Origin of the sequence: Lichenicoccus roseus, from assembly GCF_005844085.1 — a bacterium.
In the GTDB taxonomy this organism is placed as follows: Bacteria; Pseudomonadota; Alphaproteobacteria; order Acetobacterales; family Acetobacteraceae; genus Lichenicoccus; species Lichenicoccus roseus.
In genome coordinates, this window is record NZ_VCDI01000011.1 from 14,510 (window position 1) to 30,953 (window position 16,444).

Annotated in this window: 16 protein-coding genes; 12 read left to right on the forward strand and 4 right to left on the reverse strand. The window is 67.4% G+C overall.

Features of this window, described 5'->3' with window-relative positions; all coding sequences use genetic code 11:
• Positions 1 to 19: 19 nt before the first annotated feature.
• Complete coding sequence (gene hydA, locus FE263_RS20235) at positions 20 to 1,462, reverse strand: dihydropyrimidinase (RefSeq protein WP_138327861.1); 1,443 nt, start codon at positions 1,460 to 1,462, stop codon at positions 20 to 22.
• A gap of 322 nt (positions 1,463 to 1,784) precedes the next feature.
• On the opposite strand from hydA, the gene FE263_RS20240 reads away from it, so the two are divergent.
• Genes FE263_RS20240 through FE263_RS20270 form a run of 7 tightly spaced genes read left to right on the forward strand, consistent with a single transcriptional unit; the run spans position 1,785 to position 9,428 of the window.
• Positions 1,785 to 3,389 (forward strand): ABC transporter substrate-binding protein, encoded by a 1,605-nt coding sequence (locus tag FE263_RS20240; protein WP_138327862.1) that lies wholly within the window; start codon positions 1,785 to 1,787, stop codon positions 3,387 to 3,389.
• A gap of 5 nt (positions 3,390 to 3,394) precedes the next feature.
• Entirely contained in the window at positions 3,395 to 4,453 is a 1,059-nt protein-coding gene (locus tag FE263_RS20245; protein ID WP_138327937.1) for an ABC transporter permease, read from the forward strand.
• Positions 4,450 to 5,292, forward strand: coding sequence for an ABC transporter permease (locus FE263_RS20250; RefSeq protein WP_138327863.1), 843 nt, complete (start codon positions 4,450 to 4,452; stop codon positions 5,290 to 5,292). The genes FE263_RS20245 and FE263_RS20250 overlap by 4 nt, the downstream gene beginning before the upstream one ends.
• Entirely contained in the window at positions 5,289 to 6,941 is a 1,653-nt protein-coding gene (locus FE263_RS23000) for an ATP-binding cassette domain-containing protein (protein ID WP_138327864.1), read from the forward strand. Before FE263_RS20250 ends, FE263_RS23000 begins: the two co-directional genes overlap by 4 nt.
• Positions 6,938 to 7,876, forward strand: coding sequence for an NAD-dependent epimerase/dehydratase family protein (locus tag FE263_RS20260; protein ID WP_138327865.1), 939 nt, complete (start codon positions 6,938 to 6,940; stop codon positions 7,874 to 7,876). Before FE263_RS23000 ends, FE263_RS20260 begins: the two co-directional genes overlap by 4 nt.
• A 48-nt stretch (positions 7,877 to 7,924) precedes the next feature.
• Positions 7,925 to 8,677, forward strand: a complete 753-nt coding sequence (locus FE263_RS20265; protein WP_138327866.1) for an SDR family NAD(P)-dependent oxidoreductase — start codon at positions 7,925 to 7,927, stop codon at positions 8,675 to 8,677.
• A gap of 13 nt (positions 8,678 to 8,690) precedes the next feature.
• Complete coding sequence (locus FE263_RS20270) at positions 8,691 to 9,428, forward strand: FadR/GntR family transcriptional regulator (protein ID WP_138327867.1); 738 nt, start codon at positions 8,691 to 8,693, stop codon at positions 9,426 to 9,428.
• Between the two features lie 16 nt (positions 9,429 to 9,444).
• Here the strand turns inward: FE263_RS20270 and FE263_RS20275 are convergent, their stop codons facing one another.
• Genes FE263_RS20275 through FE263_RS20285 form a run of 3 tightly spaced genes read right to left on the reverse strand, consistent with a single transcriptional unit; the run spans position 9,445 to position 12,289 of the window.
• Entirely contained in the window at positions 9,445 to 10,197 is a 753-nt protein-coding gene (locus tag FE263_RS20275; protein WP_240759994.1) for an SDR family NAD(P)-dependent oxidoreductase, read from the reverse strand.
• Positions 10,198 to 10,207: 10 nt separating this feature from the next.
• The gene (locus FE263_RS20280) at positions 10,208 to 10,972 is read right to left on the reverse strand and encodes an SDR family NAD(P)-dependent oxidoreductase (RefSeq protein WP_138327868.1); all 765 of its coding nucleotides are present in this window, start codon (positions 10,970 to 10,972) and stop codon (positions 10,208 to 10,210) included.
• A gap of 24 nt (positions 10,973 to 10,996) precedes the next feature.
• A complete protein-coding gene (locus tag FE263_RS20285) occupies positions 10,997 to 12,289 on the reverse strand; it encodes an MFS transporter (RefSeq protein ID WP_205880474.1) in 1,293 nt (430 codons plus the stop codon).
• 278 nt (positions 12,290 to 12,567) lie between these two features.
• On the opposite strand from FE263_RS20285, the gene FE263_RS20290 reads away from it, so the two are divergent.
• The 5 genes from FE263_RS20290 (at position 12,568) to FE263_RS23005 (ending at position 16,352) form a co-directional block, all read left to right on the forward strand.
• Positions 12,568 to 13,554: an asparaginase gene (locus tag FE263_RS20290; RefSeq protein ID WP_138327870.1), complete on the forward strand. Its 987-nt coding sequence runs from the start codon at positions 12,568 to 12,570 to the stop codon at positions 13,552 to 13,554.
• A gap of 24 nt (positions 13,555 to 13,578) precedes the next feature.
• Positions 13,579 to 14,463, forward strand: a complete 885-nt coding sequence (locus FE263_RS20295; RefSeq protein ID WP_138327871.1) for a polysaccharide deacetylase family protein — start codon at positions 13,579 to 13,581, stop codon at positions 14,461 to 14,463.
• Positions 14,464 to 14,465: 2 nt separating this feature from the next.
• Entirely contained in the window at positions 14,466 to 14,786 is a 321-nt protein-coding gene (locus FE263_RS20300) for a hypothetical protein (protein ID WP_138327872.1), read from the forward strand.
• Entirely contained in the window at positions 14,770 to 15,789 is a 1,020-nt protein-coding gene (locus tag FE263_RS20305) for a CobW family GTP-binding protein (RefSeq protein WP_138327873.1), read from the forward strand. Before FE263_RS20300 ends, FE263_RS20305 begins: the two co-directional genes overlap by 17 nt.
• A 206-nt stretch (positions 15,790 to 15,995) precedes the next feature.
• Positions 15,996 to 16,352, forward strand: a complete 357-nt coding sequence (locus FE263_RS23005; protein ID WP_138327874.1) for a recombinase family protein — start codon at positions 15,996 to 15,998, stop codon at positions 16,350 to 16,352.
• Positions 16,353 to 16,444 lie beyond the last annotated feature (92 nt).

The window sequence follows — 16,444 nt, forward strand, 5'->3', positions numbered from 1 at the left end:
CTGCAGCAGGAGGGTTGGTTCAGAAGGCGGCCGGCGCGTGCGGGCGCGCATGCTCGGACAGTCCCCGCACCAGGAACTTCCCCTGCCCCGGCGCGCCACGCAGCACGCCGTCCTCGATCACCACCTGCCCACGCACGATGGTCGTCACCGGCCATCCGGTGACCTCCAGCCCCTCGTACGGCGTGTAGTCCGCACCATGATGCATCAGCGACTGGCTGATCGTCACCCGCCGCTCCGGGTCCCACAACACCAGGTCGGCGTCCGAGCCTACCGCGATCGTGCCTTTGCGCGGATACAGGCCGTACATTCGCGCGTGGTTGGTCGCGGTCAGCGCCACGAAGCGGTTGAGGCTGATGCGGCCCTTCGCCACGCCTTCCGAGAACAGGATCGGCAGCCGCGTCTCGACCCCGGGAATGCCGTTCGGCACCCAGCGGAACGAAGACCGGCCCTTCAGATTGAGCTTTCCCGCCGTGTCGCGGAAACGGAACGGACAATGATCCGACGAGAACAACTGGAACACGCCGGTCTGCAGTCCTTCCCAGCACGCCTGCTGGCTCGCCTCGTCGCGCGGCGGCGGCGAGCAGACGAACTTCGCCCCCTCCATCTCCGCACCCTCGCCATGGATGCGTCCCATGTCCGCCTCTGTGAGCACCAGATATTGCGGACACGTCTCGCCATAGATCTGCATCCCGCGCGACTGCGCCCAGCGTATCTGCTCCATGCTGTCACGGCCGGACACATGCACGATCATGATCGGGACATCGACCAGCTCCGCGAGCGAGATGGCCCGGTGCGTCGCCTCGCGCTCGACCGCGATCGGCCGCGACGGGCCATGGAAGAACGGCGCGGTCTTGCCGGCCGCTTCCAGCGTCTCGGTGAGATACCGGATGGCGTCGAAGTTCTCCGCATGCACCATCACCAGTGCACCCTGCTCGCGTGCCACTGCCATGACGCGCAGGATCTGCAGGTCGTCGAGACGCAGATCCTCGTAGGTCATGAAGACCTTGAACGAGGTGTAGCCGTCCTGCACCAGCGCCGGCAGGTCCTGCCCCAGCAACTGGTCGGTAGGATCGCTGACGATCAGGTGGAAGCCGTAATCCACATAGCACTGCCCGTCCGCCAGGGCATGGTAGTCGCGCACCGCATCGCGCAGCGCCTGCCCGCGCTGCTGCAGGGCGAATGGCAGTATCGTCGTATTGCCGCCGAACGCCGCCGACAGCGTGCCGGACTGGAAATCATCGGCCTGCACCACCTCCGGCCCACTTGGCTGCGCGATATGGACATGGCTGTCGATGCCGCCCGGCAGCACCAGCAGTCCGCTCGCGTCGATCACCCGGGCGCCGGCAGGCAGGTCGCTGCCAAGCACGACGATGCGTCCATCGCGTACGCCGACATCACAGCGTGTCGTGTCCGAGGAGGTCACGACAGTGCCGCCACGCAGCACGAGGTCCAAGCCGTCCATCCCAATTCCTCCCGGTCTTCGCCGCCGTAGCCGCTGCCGCCCCTGATGCAGGAAGCAGACCAGTGCCGTCCCGTAAACTCTGGTCTGGCCGGACAGACCGCGTTGTCGTTCCCAGTCGGCTCTTTCCTTCACGTACTTGCGTCCCAGGACAGGGCTGCCTCGTCTACTTTGTAGGCATAGCGAAGCGCAAACGCGAGCGAATGGCGCCGAAGCGAGCATTCCTCTCGTCCTGGAGCTTCACCTGCGACTGGTCTGACCGGTCGCCCTCGCTGGCACGATTCATGCTGCACCGCCTGGCATCCAATCGGCAGGGAGAATTTTCGTGCGTGACAGGCTACTGGCTGCAGCGACCGTCTCCCTCTGTCTGGGCGCGACCCTCCGCGTCGGCGCACCGGCCCTGGCGCAGAGCCCGCTCAACACACTGGTCGTGGCCGGGCCGCGTACCCCAGAATCCCTCGACCAGGAATACCCGCCCACCGAGGCGACGCACGAAGCCCGGCGCAACATCTATGAGCGCCTGCTCGCCTACGGCATGAAGCCCGGCCCGGGCGGCATCTCGGTGGAGGATTTCGGAAAGATCGAGGGCAGGCTCGCCGAAAGCTACGACCTCGCCCCCGACGACACCTCGATCACCTTCCACCTGCGCCACGGGGTCAAGAGCAGCCTCGGCAATCCGCTCACCGCAGACGACGTCATGTGGACCTTCCAGCGCGGCTGGAACCTGAAGGCCACCTTCCACTGGTACATGACGCAGGTGCTCAAGATCACCGACCCCGACCAGGCCTTCCACAAGATCGACGACTACACCGTGCGCGTGTCGCTGCCGCAGCCCTCGCCGCTGCTGGCCCGGCTCTGGGTGAACAACGATCTCGGCATCCTGGATGCGACCGAGATGAAGAAGCACGTGACCTCCGACGACCCGTGGGGATCGCGCTGGCTCGCGACCCACTCCGCCTCTTTCGCCCCATACGGCATCACCCAGTTCTCGCCGGGCCAGACTGTCATCTACCAGGCCAACCCGAACTACTACCGCGGCACGCCCCACCTCGCCCGCATCGTATTTCGCGAAATGCCGAATTCCTCCAACCGGACCGCGGCGCTCGAAGCCGGCTCCGTCGATGTCGCCGAATGGCTGCAACCGCGCGAGCTCAACCTGCTGCGGAACATGCCTGGCGTGCGCATCTGGAAGGTGTTCGGCAACTACATCGCACGCGTCGAGATGAACAATGCCAGCAAGCCGTTCACCGATGTGCGCGTCCGGCAGGCCCTGAACGACCTGGTGCCGCGCGACGAGATCCTGAAGAGCGTCTTCTTCAACACCGCCCGCATCACCAAGAGCCCGATCTCCGAGATCTACCCGGGCTACACGCCCGCCTATTTCAACTACTCCGACGACGTCGCCAAGGCGAAGGCGCTGCTTGCGGCGGCAGGCTATCCGAACGGCTTCAAGACCACCCTGGGCTACCCGACCGGCGACGAGGTCGAGGAGGAGGTCGCGGTCATCCTGAAGACCGCCTTCGCGCGCGCCGGGGTCGATGTTGAGCTCGACAAGCTGCCGGCTTCCACCTTGGTCGAGCGCTACACCAAGGGCACGATGCCGATGTATTTCTTCCGCGACATGGCGATCGTGCCGGACGCGGCCTATGTCGCCAACCTGTGGCTGAACAGCGCGTCCCTGATCGACTACTCGCACTTCCACGATCCCGAGGTCGACAGCCTGATCAACCAGGCGCTCACCTCGACCGACGAGACCAAGCGGATCGCCGAGATGACCCGGGTGCAGCAGATCGTCATGCAGCAGGCGCCCTGGGTGTTCCTGTTCAATCCCGGCTACCAGCTCGCCACCCGCAGCACGGTGCACGGATATTCCTGGTACACGCCGAACGGCAACACCTGGTACGACTTCTCCAAGAGCGCCACGCCTTGACGGCAATGACGCCGAAGCTTGCGGGTCCGGTCGTGCGGTCCTGGCGCGCCCTGCCGCGGCCGGCGCGCATCGTGCTCGCCCGTGTGGCGCTCATCCCGCCGCAACTGTTCGGCGTCCTGCTGGTGACGTTCGTGCTGGTCCGGCTGCTCCCCGGCGACCCTGCGCTGCTGCTGCTCGGCAACATGGCGACGCCCGAAGCCGTGGCCTCGTTGCGGCAGAAGCTCGGGCTCGACCAGGGCGTCGCGGTACAGTTCGTCCGCTATCTCGGCCGTATTCTGCACGGCGATCTCGGCACCTCGATCTTCACCTCGCATCCGGTCGTACAAGACCTGATCGAGCGCGCTCCCGCGACCCTGGAACTGATCACCTACGCGATGATCCTGACGATCGTGATCGGCGTCGGCCTTGCCATCCTCGCCGTCATCGGACGCGGGGGCGTGGCGGACCACCTGACGCGTCTCTACGGAATGGCAGCTGGCGCGCTGCCCGACTTCTGGGTCGGCCTGCTGATGATCTACTTCCTGTTTCACATCGCGGGCTGGGCACCGGCACCGTTCGGCCGCATCGACACCTACCTGACCCCGCCACCCACCATCACCGGCTTCTACACGCTCGACAGTCTGCTCACCGGCAACTGGTCGGATTTCACCTCCTCGGCCGGCCGCCTCGTCCTGCCGGTCGCCACCATCACCATCGTCAATGCCGGCGGGGTGATGAAGATGACGCAGACGGCCTTCGCCGGGATCTACGACAGCCCGTTCATCCGCCATGCGCGCGCCTGCGGCCTGCCGCAATGCCGGATCGTCGCCATGTCGCTCAAGAACAGCCTGCCGCCCATCATCACCACCGCCGGCTTCCTGTTCGGCTTCCTGCTTGGTGCCGCGGTTTTGGTCGAGACGATCTTCGCCTGGGGCGGCCTTGGCCAGTATGCGGTGCAGGCGGTCATCAACAGCGACTATCCGGCGCTGCAGGGCTTCGTGATGCTGGCCGCGGTCTTCGTCCTGCTGGTCTATCTAGTGGTCGACGTGCTTTACGAACTCGTCGATCCGAGAATACGAATATGACGTTCCGGTTCTGGCTCCGGCGCCCGGCCGCTACTCTCGGTGCGGCGCTGCTGCTGCTGCAGGTCATCGCCATCGTGTTCGCCGGCATGCTGGCGCCGTATTCGCCGACGATGGCCGATCCGCTGCACTCGCTGGAGCCGCCGTCCTGGCAGCATCCGCTGGGCACCGATGTCTCCGGGATGGACGTGCTGTCGCGCATCATCTTCGCGACCCGGATCAACCTCCTCGTCAGCATCACCGCAGTCGCCGCCGCCTTTCTCATCGGCGTTCCGGTCGGCTTGCTCATCGGCTTCTATCGCACCATCGCCAGCACCCTGGTGATGCGCCTGTTCGACTTCATCCAGTCGTTCCCGGTGTTCGTGCTCGGCATGGCGCTGGTGTCGGTGCTCGGCCAGGAGATCTGGAACGTGGCGCTGGTGCTGGCGATCCTGTTCGTGCCGGTGTTCGCCAGGCTGGTGCGCGCCGAGGTGCTGTCGCTGCGCGAGCGCCCGTTCATCAGCGCCGCGCGCTGCTCGGGCGCCGGCGATATCTCCGTCATGTTCCGCCATATCCTGCCCAACGCGATGACGCCGGCCCTGGTGCAGCTCTCGATCAGCATCGGGATGGCGATCCTGCTCACCGCCGGGCTGTCCTTCATCGGCGCCGGCGTGCGCATGCCGACCCCGGAATGGGGCCTGATGGTCAGCTCCGGGGCGCAGCAGCTCATACTCGGCGTGTGGTGGGTCTCGCTGTTCCCTGGCATCGCCATCGTGCTTGCGGTGCTGTGCTTCGCTCTGCTCGGCGACCAGCTCCGCATCTTCCTTGATCCGACGAAACGCGCACCGGGGAAGGCACGATGACCGCCACACTCGAAGTCGAGCGCCTCGGCGTCAGCTTCGGCCCTTCCGGTGCGCCCCGGCAAGTCCTGCACGACGTCTCGTTCCGGCTCGAGCACAACGAGATCCTGGGCATCGTCGGAGAGACCGGCGCTGGCAAGTCGGTGCTGGCGCACGCGCTCGTCGGCCTGCTGCCAGGCGACGGCCGGGTGACCGACGGCGTCGTGCGGTTCGAGGGCCGGGCACTCGCCGATATGAGCCAGCGCGAACGCCAGCGGCTGCGTGGCGGCACCATCTCCCTGATCGGCACCAACGCCAAGGCCCTGCTCGATCCGGTCGCGCGGGTCGGCACGCAGATCGCGCGCGTGCTGCGCACGCATCGGCCCTGCCCGGCCCGCCAGGCGTGGCGGCAAGCCGTGGAGCTGCTAGGCCAGGTCGGCATCGTCGATCCTGCCGCCCGCGCCCGCGCCTACCCGCATGAACTGTCCGGCGGCATGGCGCAGCGTGTCGTCATCGCCATGGCCCTGATCACCCGCCCCGGTATCATCCTGGCGGACGACGCCACCCTCGGCCTGGATGCGACCGTGCAGGTGCAGGTCCTCGACCTCCTGGTGCAGCGCAGCCGCATGCTCGGCGTGTCGGTGATCCTGATCACCCACGACCTCGGCATCGTCGCGCATTACTGCGACCGGGTGGCGATCATGCGTGCTGGCCGGATCGAGGAGCTTCGGCCGGTGCAGGGCTTCCTGGGCCGGCCCGACACGCCGTACAGCGAAAGCCTGCTTGCAGCCGCCAGGGCCCGCCCGGTCCCGGCGGAACAGCGGCACGCTGGCAAGGCCGACAAGCTGCTGGTCGTCGAGAACCTGCTAAAGCTGTTCCAGGTCGGCGGCACGCAACCGCCGGTGCGCGCGGTCGACGATGTGAGCTTCTCGCTCGAGCGTGGCGAGACCCTAGCCCTGGTCGGCGAGAGCGGGTCCGGCAAGACCACCATCGGCCAGTGCCTGCTGCGCCTGCTAGCACCCACCGGCGGCTCCGTGCGCTTCGACGGCCAGGAGATCGCGGGCCTCAGTGAGGCGCACTTCAGGCCGCTGCGGCGGCGCATGCAGATGGTGTTCCAGGAACCCTACGTGGCGCTCAATCCGCGATGGAGCGTGCTCGACCTGGTCTCCGAGCCGCTCGCCCTGCTCGGCCACCACTCGCGCTCGCAGCGGCTGCAACGGGTCGAGGAGCTGCTGGAAATGGTGCAGCTCTCACGCGATCTTGCACGCTGCTACCCGCATGAGCTGACCGCGGGCGAGCAGAAGCGGATCGGGATCGCACGCGCCTTGGCGACCGAGCCGGACTTCGTGGTGTTCGACGAACCCACCACCGCGCTCGACATCCGCGTGCGCGCGCAGATCATCGACCTGATCCGCTCGCTGCAGTCGCGCATGGGCCTGTCCGCCCTGTTCATCACGCACGACCTGAACTCGGTACGATCGCTGGCGCACAACGTCGTGGTGCTGAATCGCGGCCGCATCGTCGAGCGCGGCGAGACCGAGGCGATCTTTGCGAGCCCGCAGCAGCGATACACGCGCACGCTGCTCGCGGCCGAGCTTCCGATCGAGTGGTCGGCGTCACGCCGCGCAGGAGCCGCGACCGTGGCGAATCCGGTATCGGAGCACAGCGCATGACCCAGACCATCCTGGTGACGGGAGCCGCCGGACTGCTCGGCAGGGCGGTGTGCGACCGCCTGCGACAGGATGGCCAGCGGGTCATCGCCACCGACCTGGTCGCCTCCCCGAGTGGGTCGCGCGCAGTGCTGCTGGCAGACCTCACCGACATACACCGCCTGCACGCCATCACAGCCGACGGTCCGCTGAACGGCATCGTCCATTGCGGCGCCTTTTCCGGACCGATGGTGGGGATCGACAATCCTTACCGCCTGGTCTCGGTGAATGTCATGGGCACCGTGAACCTGCTCGAGCTGGCCAGGATCCGGAAGTGCCGCCGTATCGTCTGCTGCTCGTCCACCAGCGCCTACGGCCCGACGCCACGCGCGCCGGTTGTGCCCGGGCCGGTGCCGGAGGACGTCGCGCTGGCACCGAGCAGTGTCTACGGCGCCACCAAGGCGGCGCTGGAGCCCCTGGTCGCGGGCTATGCACGCCAGCACGGCGTGGACGGCGTCGCCCTGCGCCTGTCCTGGATCTACGGCCCCGGTCGCACCACCGACTGCGTCATCCGCACCATGCTCACCGACGCGCTGCACGGCCGCATCACACGCCTGGCCTGGGGCCAGGATTTCCATCGGCAGTTCCTGCATGTCGACGACGCCGCCAGGGCACTTGTCCTGGCGCTGCAGGCGCCGCCGCTGCCACGCCGCGTCTACACCATCACCGGCGAGCGCTACCTCACCCTGGGGGACTTGGCAGGGATCGTCCGCGACCTGCTGCCCGGCGCCGATATCGCTCTTGAAGCGGGTCCGGATCCACTGGACGACGATCAGGCACAATTCGATACCGCCGCCGCCCAGCGGGACCTCGGCTTCATGCCCGCCATTAGCCTTGAGGACGGCATCAGGGGCTACGCGGAATGGCTCGATGCACGCCGGGACGGCGCGTTCGCCTGAAGCCGGTTCTGGAATTGCCGGTTCAGTAGCTGGAGTAGGAAGCATTCGATGCAGGGTATGCTGGAAGGCCGCAAGGCCGTGGTGACGGGCGGCAGCCGAGGCATCGGCGCCGCGATCGTGGAGTTGTTCGCGCGCAACGGCGCCGAGTTGTTCTTCTGTCACCTCGGCGACGAAGAACGCGCCGACAGGCTCGTCCGCAGGATCGCCGGAAGCGGCCCGGATGCGTCGCATATGGCATGCGACGTCTCGGACGAGGCGGCAGTGGCGCGCATGCTGGACACCGCGACCGGCCGGCTCGGACAGGTGGACATCCTCGTGAATTGCGCCGGTATCGGCGGCGAGACGGCATTCACCGACATGACGGTCGCAGCCTGGGACCGCATGATCGCGGTCCACCTGCGCGGAACGTTCCTGGTCACGCACGGCGTGTTCGCGGGCATGCTGGCGCGCGGCGACGGCCGCATCATCAACATTGCCTCGCAGCTCGCCTACAAGGGATCGCCGGGCCTCGCCCACTACTGCGCCGCCAAGGCCGGCATCGTCGGCTTCACCCGCGCCCTGTCGCTCGAGGGGGCGCCGCGCGGCGTGCTGGTGAACGCCATCGCCCCGGGTCCGGTCGAGACGGAGCTGCTCGCCGGCCTCAGTGCCGAATGGCACGAAATGAAGCGCCGGGAAATGCCGCTGCGGCGCTTCGGCCGCGTCGAGGAAATCGCACCGACCGCGCTGCTGCTTGCATCCGACGCGGGATCCTTCTACGTCGGCCAAACCCTGTCCCCGAACGGCGGCGACGTCATGATCTAGGAGGCAGCCGACCGTGCTGCACAGACCGGCCGTAACGACGCGGCCCGGCGGGCGACCGAGGGAACGCGAGGCGGTTCCGCAACTGGTCGTGCGCCAGATCCGGCAGATGATCGATGACGGCCGGGTCAGGGCCGGCGAGAAGCTGCCCTCGCAACGCAGCCTGTCGAGCACGCTGAACATCAGCCGTGCATCGCTGCGGGAGGCGCTGAGCGTGCTCGAGACGACCGGCCTGATCCGCATCGAGCCCGGCCGCGGCGCCATCGTGAACGCCGAGCCGGACGTGGCTGCGCGGATCGACCTGCCGCGCCTGGACCAGTACAGCCTGGACGACGTCTTCCAGACCCGCCTGCTGCTCGAGACCTACGCGACGCGTCTCGCCGCTGCGCAGGTCACCGCCGAGCAGATGCAGCGCCTGCGCCAGATCAACGATGACATGCGCGCCGCTCTTCGTGCGGGCGAACTGGACCGGGCTGCGCAGTCGGATCTGTTGCTGCACCGCATCATCATCGAAGCGGGCTGCAACGGCGTCCTGACGCATATCCACGAGACGATGCAGAAGACCATGCTGGCCAGTCATCTGTTGCCGCTCGGCGAACCGTCACGGCGATGGGAGCCGATCATCGAACATGACAACGTGATCAAGGCGCTCGACCTGCGCGATCCCGACAGTGCCGCATACTACATGCGCCTGCACCTTATCCGCACGGCGGGCCGCTCCGGCCTGGACGAAGCCCGTTGCAGTTCCTGGTAGGCCGGTCGTCCGGCTCCTAGGGCATCACATCGCCGGAATTCGGTCCCAGCGTCTGCCCGCAATACAGGTTGCCACCCGGATCCGAGGCCAGCAGCACCGCCGTCGGCGCGATCTCGTCCGGCTCGCCGAACCGACGCAGCGGCAGTTCCGCCGCCTTGGCCTGCTTCCAGCTCTCGCTGATGCCGTCCACCATCGGCGTCCGGATCGGCCCCGGCGCGATCGCATTAACCAGCACGTTATGCTGCGAAACCTCGAGCGCCACCGACTTGGTGAAGCCGATCACGCCGGCCTTCGCAGCTGCGTAATGCGACAGTTCCGCACCGCCCTTGATACCGAGTTGCGACGCGGTGTTGATGACGCGTCCCCAGCGCTGCGCGACCATCCCCGGCAACGCGCGGCGCGTGCATAGGAACACGCTGCGCAGGTCGACCCGCAGCATGTCGTCCCACATCTCCACGGTCAGGTCGGTGCAGAGCGCCTGCGTCAGCAGGCCGGCGTTGTTGACCAGGATATCGATCCCGCCATAGCGCCGTACGCAGGTCTCGATGCAGCGATCCGCGCCCGCCACCTCGCCCAGATCGGCCTCGACACTCTCGACATCGGCGCCATGGGACGCGCATTCATCCGCCACCGCCTGGAGCCGCGCCCCGTCGCGATCCGCCAGCAGCAGTCTCGCACCTTCCCTGGCGTAGGCACGCGCGATCGCGCCGCCGATACCGCCGGCCGCTCCGGTGACCACCGCGCGGCGCCCCGCGAGAATATCCATCATCCGCGGCTCCCTATTGCGGCCAGCGGACGGTCAGCCCGCCATCCACGACGACGCTCTGCCCGGTGATATAGGCTGCATCCTCGCCAGCCAGGAACAGCACCAGCCGCGCCACGTCGTCCGGTGTGCCGACCCGTCCGAGCGGGATCATCCGCGCCGCGGCGGCGAGTCCGACCGGCCCGAGCGAGTTCACCGCATCGAGCGACTGCGGCGTCTCGATGAGGCCCGGAATGATCGCGTTGCAGCGGATGCCACGTCCGGCGAGTTCGACCGCGATCGAGCGGCACAGCCCCGGCACACCGGCCTTGGCGGCGGCATAATGGGCATGCTCCTCCCAGCCATACACACCGCCGGCGATGGAGGAGATCGCCACCATGCCGCCGCCCTGCCGCATGCGTCGAGCCGCCGCCCGGAAGGTGCGCATGACGCCGGTGAGATCGACCTCCAACATCTGCCGCCATTGCTCGTCGGTCATGTCGACCAGTGGCGATGCACGCAGGATCCCGGCATTGGCCACGACATGATCAATCCGGCCGAACCGATCGATCGCAAGCTGCGCGAACCGCTCGACAGACTCCGTGTCCGCGACATCGAGCTCCTGCATGACGCAGATGCCGCCGGCCTGCGCCGCCAGCGCGCCGGTGCGGTCCGGATCGTGCGGATCGCCCTTGAAGGTCCCGCCCACCACCGCCACACCCGCCTGCGCATACGCGACCGCCACCGCCTGTCCGATGCCGCTCGCCGCACCGGTCACCAGTGCCACCTTCCGTTCGCTCATGGCGCCTCCATTCGGGCCAGTGGCCTATTTCACCTCGGCGGGATCGACATGCCGCGCGGCCAGCATCAGCACCCCGGACATTACGCACGGCACCGCGCCGAACCAGAAGGCGGCACTCTGCCAGCCGGCTCCCGTGGCGAGGAACCGGGTTGCCCCGCTCCCCGCGAGGATCGCTCCGACCGGACCCATGCAATGGATCACGGCACCACCGGTCGCCCGTATCTCGGTCGGAAAACTCTCGCCCATGAAGAACAGCAATGCCGCATACGGACCTGTCAGAAAGAACAGGCCCAGGCTGTAGAACGCCACGACGAAGACGATATCATCCGGGCCGTACAGCATGGCGGTGAAGGCGATGCCGCCGAGCACCCACCCCAGCGCGATCACGTTGCGACGCCCGATACGATCTCCGAAATAGCCATGCGTGAGATAGCCGCAGTAGCCGGCGAGGTTCGAAAGGATCAGGATCAGCAGCGAGTTGTTGAACGAGATGTGGTGCACGCTGGTGATCACCGTGGTGCCCAGCACGCTGAAGATCTGGATCGTCGACCAGTTCAGCAGGAAGCCGCCGCCCAGCGTGAGCGTCGCCCGCAGGGCGGGACCACGGAACGCCGCGCCGAAGCCGGCCGATGCATGTCCCTCGTAATCGACGGCGTGACGCTGCGCGAGCGCGCGACCGGCGTTCTCCTGCCTGGATTTCCGCAGCCGGCCGATCTCGCGCTGCAACTCGAACTGCGGGCTCTCGCGCAGCTTGCGCGCGAGGAACGCGATCACCAGCGACGGCACGGCGGCAAACACGAAGCAGCCGCGCCAGCCGATGAGCGGCAGCAGGATGGCGGTGAGCGCCGCGGCCAGCAACGCGCCGACCGGCCAGCCACCCTGCACCAGGCTGTAGATGAAGCCGCGCCGCCGCGCGAGCCGCGGGTCGTCCGTCGCGGCATACAGCTCCGTCAGGTACGTGGCATTGACTGCCTCCTCGGCATAGCCAAGACCGCTCATAGACCGGATCAGCACCAGAACCACGCTGCCGGCCGCACCCCCCACCGCTGTCAGCGCCGAACAGATCGCGGCTCCTCCGACAGTGACCATGATGCCCTGGCGTCGGCCGACCTTATCGACGACCGGCCCGATCAAGAGCGCCACGACCGCCGTGCCGGTGGCGATCCAGGTGGCGATCGCGGCCTGGTGCGCGGCACTCCAGCCGAACTCGGCGCCGAGCTTCGGCAGCAAGGTCCCGAACAGCACGAAGTCATAGACTGCGAATACCCAGGCGAAGAACGCGATCCAGGTCCCGAAGCGGACCTCCGAGGCCAGCAAGGCACGTGGTTGCCAGCCTGCCGCTTTTACTGTGCCCGGATGTTCGCCGACTGGATGCGAGTGGCCGGACATGCCGCCTCCCTGTTTTGTGGCGGCAGGAACCGGTAAGCATCTGGTCTGACCAGATGCCACCGGATGTTACAATCCTACGGTAGCATCGACCGTCCGGATGACGTCAAGACACTATTGGTCTCGAAGTTGACGCTGCCCGCCGCCAATGTTAGCGGGCTTGACCGGCGATGGCTGGTCCGACCGCACCAGGGGACGTATCGCCGATCATGTCCGATATTGCCACCAGGGTCGTCGTGGTCAGCACCGGCGGCACGATCGCCTCCCTCCCCGACAGCAACGCCGACGCCCTGCTCAGCACGGCATCGGGCGACGACCTGCTGGCAGCGCTCGGCACGCTGCGGCCGGAGGTGCCTGTCTCGACCGAGGCATTCTGCAACATCGGCAGCTTCGCGATGGACCTGCAGATCTCGTTCCGGCTTGCGCGCCGGATCGACGCCATCCTCGCCGGGCCCGACGTGGCGGGTGTCGTGGTCACGCACGGTACCGACACGATGGAGGAGGCGGTCTTCCTCGCCGACCTCGTGCAGTCGGGCGACAAGCCCGTCATCTTCACCGGCGCTCAGCGCCACGCCGCCGAGCCGGACGCGGACGGCCCGCGCAACCTTGCAGATGCGATCCTGGTGGCGGCATCGCCGGCGATGCGCGGCACCGGCGCCGTGATCGTCTTCGAGGGCGAGATCCACGCGGCCCGCGACGTCACCAAGGTGCATGCCTCGCGTGTCGGCACCTTCGCCTCCAGCGAACACGGCAAGCTGGGCGAGATCGATGCGGGACAGGTGATCCTGCAGCGCTGCACGGCCTTGCGCCGCAGCGTGCGCACCGAGGCGATCGAGGACCGCGTCGACCTGATCCGCCTCGCGATGGGCAGCGATGAACGCTTCATGCGCTGCGCCCTGGCAAGCGGCGCCCGCGGCATCGTGCTGGAAGCATTCGGTCGCGGCAACGTGACGCCAGCCCTGCTGGCGCCGATCCGAGATGCGGTGCGGGATGGTGTCCCGGTGCTCATGACCAGCCGCTGCCCGCAGGGGCGTGTCACCCCGCTCTATGGCGGCAGCGGCGGCAAGGGGGTGGCTGCGGCCGGGGCAATATTTGCAGGCGACCTCAGCGGCATCAAGGCGCGCGTCCTGCTGGCCTTGCTGCTCGGCGCCGGCGAGACGAACATCGCGGATGCGGTGCGCGACATCGCGGGCTGACAACCATTCGGGGAGAAGACAGGCATGGCAAAGGAAATCCTCTGCTCGTTCGGCGTCGACGTGGATGCGGTGGCAGGCTGGCTGGGCTCCTACGGCGGTGAGGATTCGCCCGACGACATTTCGCGCGGCCTGTTTGCAGGCGAAGTCGGCAGCCCGCGGTTGCTGAAACTCTTCGAGCGCCTCGGCATCAAGACCACCTGGTTCATTCCCGGCCACTCGATCGAGACCTTCCCGGAACAGATGCAGGCGGTCGCCGCCGCAGGGCACGAGATCGGCATCCACGGCTACAGCCACGAGAACCCGATCGAGATGACGCCCGAGCAGGAAGAGGCCGTGCTCGACAAATGCATCGAGCTGGTGACGCAACTCTCCGGCAAGCGGCCCACCGGCTACGTGGCGCCCTGGTGGGAGTTCAGCCAGGTCAGCAACGAGCTGCTGCTCAAGAAGGGCATCAAGTACGACCACAGCCTGATGCATCGCGATTTCGAGCCGTACTACGTGCGCGTCGGCGATAGCTGGACCAAGATCGACTACGCCAGGCAACCGCACGAATGGATGCAGCCGCTGGTGCGCGGCCAGGAAACCGACCTGATCGAGATCCCGGCGAACTGGTACCTCGACGACCTGCCGCCGATGATGTTCATCAAGAAGGCGCCGAACAGCCACGGCTTCGTCAACCCGCGCGACATCGAGCAGATCTGGCGCGACCAGTTCGACTGGGTATACCGCGAATACGACTACGCCGTGTTCCCGATCACCATCCATCCGGATGTCTCGGGACGGCCGCAGGTGCTGCTGATGCTCGAGCGCCTGCATGCCTACATCAGTTCGCATGAAGGCGTGCGGTTCTGCACGATGGACGAGATCGCGGACGACTTCGCCCGCCGCCGGCCGCGAAACCGGACATAGCCATGTGTGGCCTCTGCGGCATCCTCGGCGGCGGCGGCCACTGGACCGACGGCGTCGGCACCGGCCAGGCCGCCGCGGTGCCCTGGCTGCGGCGACAGGCAAGACGCGAGCGTGTCGCCCTCGGCAATGCGGTCCTGCACCCGATCGGGCTCACGCTGTCCGACTGGCAGGGCAGCGAGTTCTTGCTGCGGGCTCGCACGGGGGCCACGACCATGGTCGGCACGCTGACCGACCTGTGGCCGAAGGCGGAGCGCCTGTCCGGGCGCATCATCGATCCGCTAGACCCGGACTTCCTGGACACGCTCGATGCCGCCGGGCGGTGACGCCAGAATCCCGGTCATCGTCCTCACCGGCTTCCTTGGAAGCGGCAAGACCACGATCCTCCGTCACGTCCTGCGCCACCCGGCGTTTTCCGATGCGGCCGTGCTCATCAACGAGTTCGGCGAGGTCGGGCTCGATCACGTCCTGGTCGGCGCGCTCGACCGGGAGCCGGTGCTGCTGGCCAGCGGCTGCATCTGCTGCACCATACGCGGCGATCTCAGCCGGGCGGTGCGCGACCTGCACGACCGCCGCCAGCGCGGCGAGATCCCGCGCTTCCGCCGACTGATCATCGAGACCACCGGACTCGCCGACCCGGCGCCGATCCTGTCGACCATCGCCGCCGACCCGGTGATCCGCCATCATTTCGTGGTCGGCGTCATCGTGGCGACGGTGGACGCCGTGCATGCCGAAGCCGGTTTCAAGCGCTATCCGCAGATGCTGCGCCAGGTCGCCGCCGCCGACCGGCTCATCGTCACCAAGTCCGACCTCGCATTGGAGGGGACCACACCGCGGCTGCTGCGCCGGCTCTCCGCACTCAACCCGCAGGCCGACATCGCCCAGGCTTCGCACGGCGCGATCGATCCGGCTCTGCTGCAGCCCGACGACACGACGACACCCCGTCGATGGATCGCGCAATCCGCCGAGGACGATCCCTCCGCAAGCCACGGCGCGATCCGCTCCTTCTGCCTGTCCAGCGCCGATCCGGTTCCATGGAGCGCCTTCGGCCTCTGGTTCAGCCTGCTGGTGCACCGGCACGGCGGCCGTCTGTTGCGCGTCAAGGGACTGCTCGACGTCGCCGGCAGCACTTCCCCGGTCGCGATCCACGCCGTCCAGCACGTGATCCACCCGCCCGAGCACCTGCCGGACTGGCCCTCGGACGACCGCCAGTCCCGCATCGTCTTCATAGTCGAGGATCTGGACCCGGATCTGGTCCGGCGCTCGTTCACGAGCTTCATGCGGCTTTCGACGCCGGCGTCGCAGGTTCAGGCCACAGGGGCATTCTGACGTGTCGGTCCCAGCGGTCATCATGATCGACGCGCTCCAGCACAACGTCCTGAGCCGTCTCAGCGGGCCTGCGGGCCCGCGGGCAGACCCTCGCAATGCCCATTTAGAGGGTTCTGTCAGCTCTAGCGCCAGGATTTCGATTAGTCTTCATGAGGACTTGGAAGATTACGCGTTCTGCATGATCCCGAGCGCAACTTGGGCGCCTCTTGCGAACCGGAACCGGAAGCGGCGGCGGGAGGCGGGGACGGGCTGGTTGTGACGAGGGCGGGAACGAAGGAGATCTCGGAGTTCGCCGTGCTCCCTGGAGAAGCGGTGGGCGGCATCGTGACGACCCCGACCAAGCGCAGGTCGAGCAGCGCATCTTCAGCCTGTTCGTCGCCGGCTCCAGCCCTGTTGCCAGCGCCAAGACTTTGAACCGCGAGGGCATCCCGGACCCAGGCGGCAAGGCGTGGCAGGACACTAGATCCGTGGCCATGCCGGTCGCGGTACTGGGGTCCTGCGCAACGAGCTCTATATCGGCCGGCTGGTCTGGAATCGCATGCGCTTCATCCGCGACCCGGTGAGCGGCAGGCGGGTGTCGCGCATGACCCCCCCAGGCGATTGGATCACGCGCGACGTGCCCGACCTGCGCATCATTGATCAGGGAGACCCGGCA

What these genes read in the sequence shown, in the direction of transcription:
- hydA (WP_138327861.1), bottom strand. Translation starts at nt 1,462, where the DNA reads ATGGACGGCTTGGACCTCGTGCTGCGTGGCGGCACTGTCGTGACCTCC.
- FE263_RS20245 (WP_138327937.1), top strand. Translation starts at nt 3,395, where the DNA reads ATGACGCCGAAGCTTGCGGGTCCGGTCGTGCGGTCCTGGCGCGCCCTG.
- FE263_RS20250 (WP_138327863.1), top strand. Translation starts at nt 4,450, where the DNA reads ATGACGTTCCGGTTCTGGCTCCGGCGCCCGGCCGCTACTCTCGGTGCG.
- FE263_RS23000 (WP_138327864.1), top strand. Translation starts at nt 5,289, where the DNA reads ATGACCGCCACACTCGAAGTCGAGCGCCTCGGCGTCAGCTTCGGCCCT.
- FE263_RS20260 (WP_138327865.1), top strand. Translation starts at nt 6,938, where the DNA reads ATGACCCAGACCATCCTGGTGACGGGAGCCGCCGGACTGCTCGGCAGG.
- FE263_RS20265 (WP_138327866.1), top strand. Translation starts at nt 7,925, where the DNA reads ATGCAGGGTATGCTGGAAGGCCGCAAGGCCGTGGTGACGGGCGGCAGC.
- FE263_RS20275 (WP_240759994.1), bottom strand. Translation starts at nt 10,197, where the DNA reads ATGATGGATATTCTCGCGGGGCGCCGCGCGGTGGTCACCGGAGCGGCC.
- FE263_RS20280 (WP_138327868.1), bottom strand. Translation starts at nt 10,972, where the DNA reads ATGAGCGAACGGAAGGTGGCACTGGTGACCGGTGCGGCGAGCGGCATC.
- FE263_RS20290 (WP_138327870.1), top strand. Translation starts at nt 12,568, where the DNA reads ATGTCCGATATTGCCACCAGGGTCGTCGTGGTCAGCACCGGCGGCACG.
- FE263_RS20295 (WP_138327871.1), top strand. Translation starts at nt 13,579, where the DNA reads ATGGCAAAGGAAATCCTCTGCTCGTTCGGCGTCGACGTGGATGCGGTG.
- FE263_RS20300 (WP_138327872.1), top strand. Translation starts at nt 14,466, where the DNA reads ATGTGTGGCCTCTGCGGCATCCTCGGCGGCGGCGGCCACTGGACCGAC.
- FE263_RS20305 (WP_138327873.1), top strand. Translation starts at nt 14,770, where the DNA reads ATGCCGCCGGGCGGTGACGCCAGAATCCCGGTCATCGTCCTCACCGGC.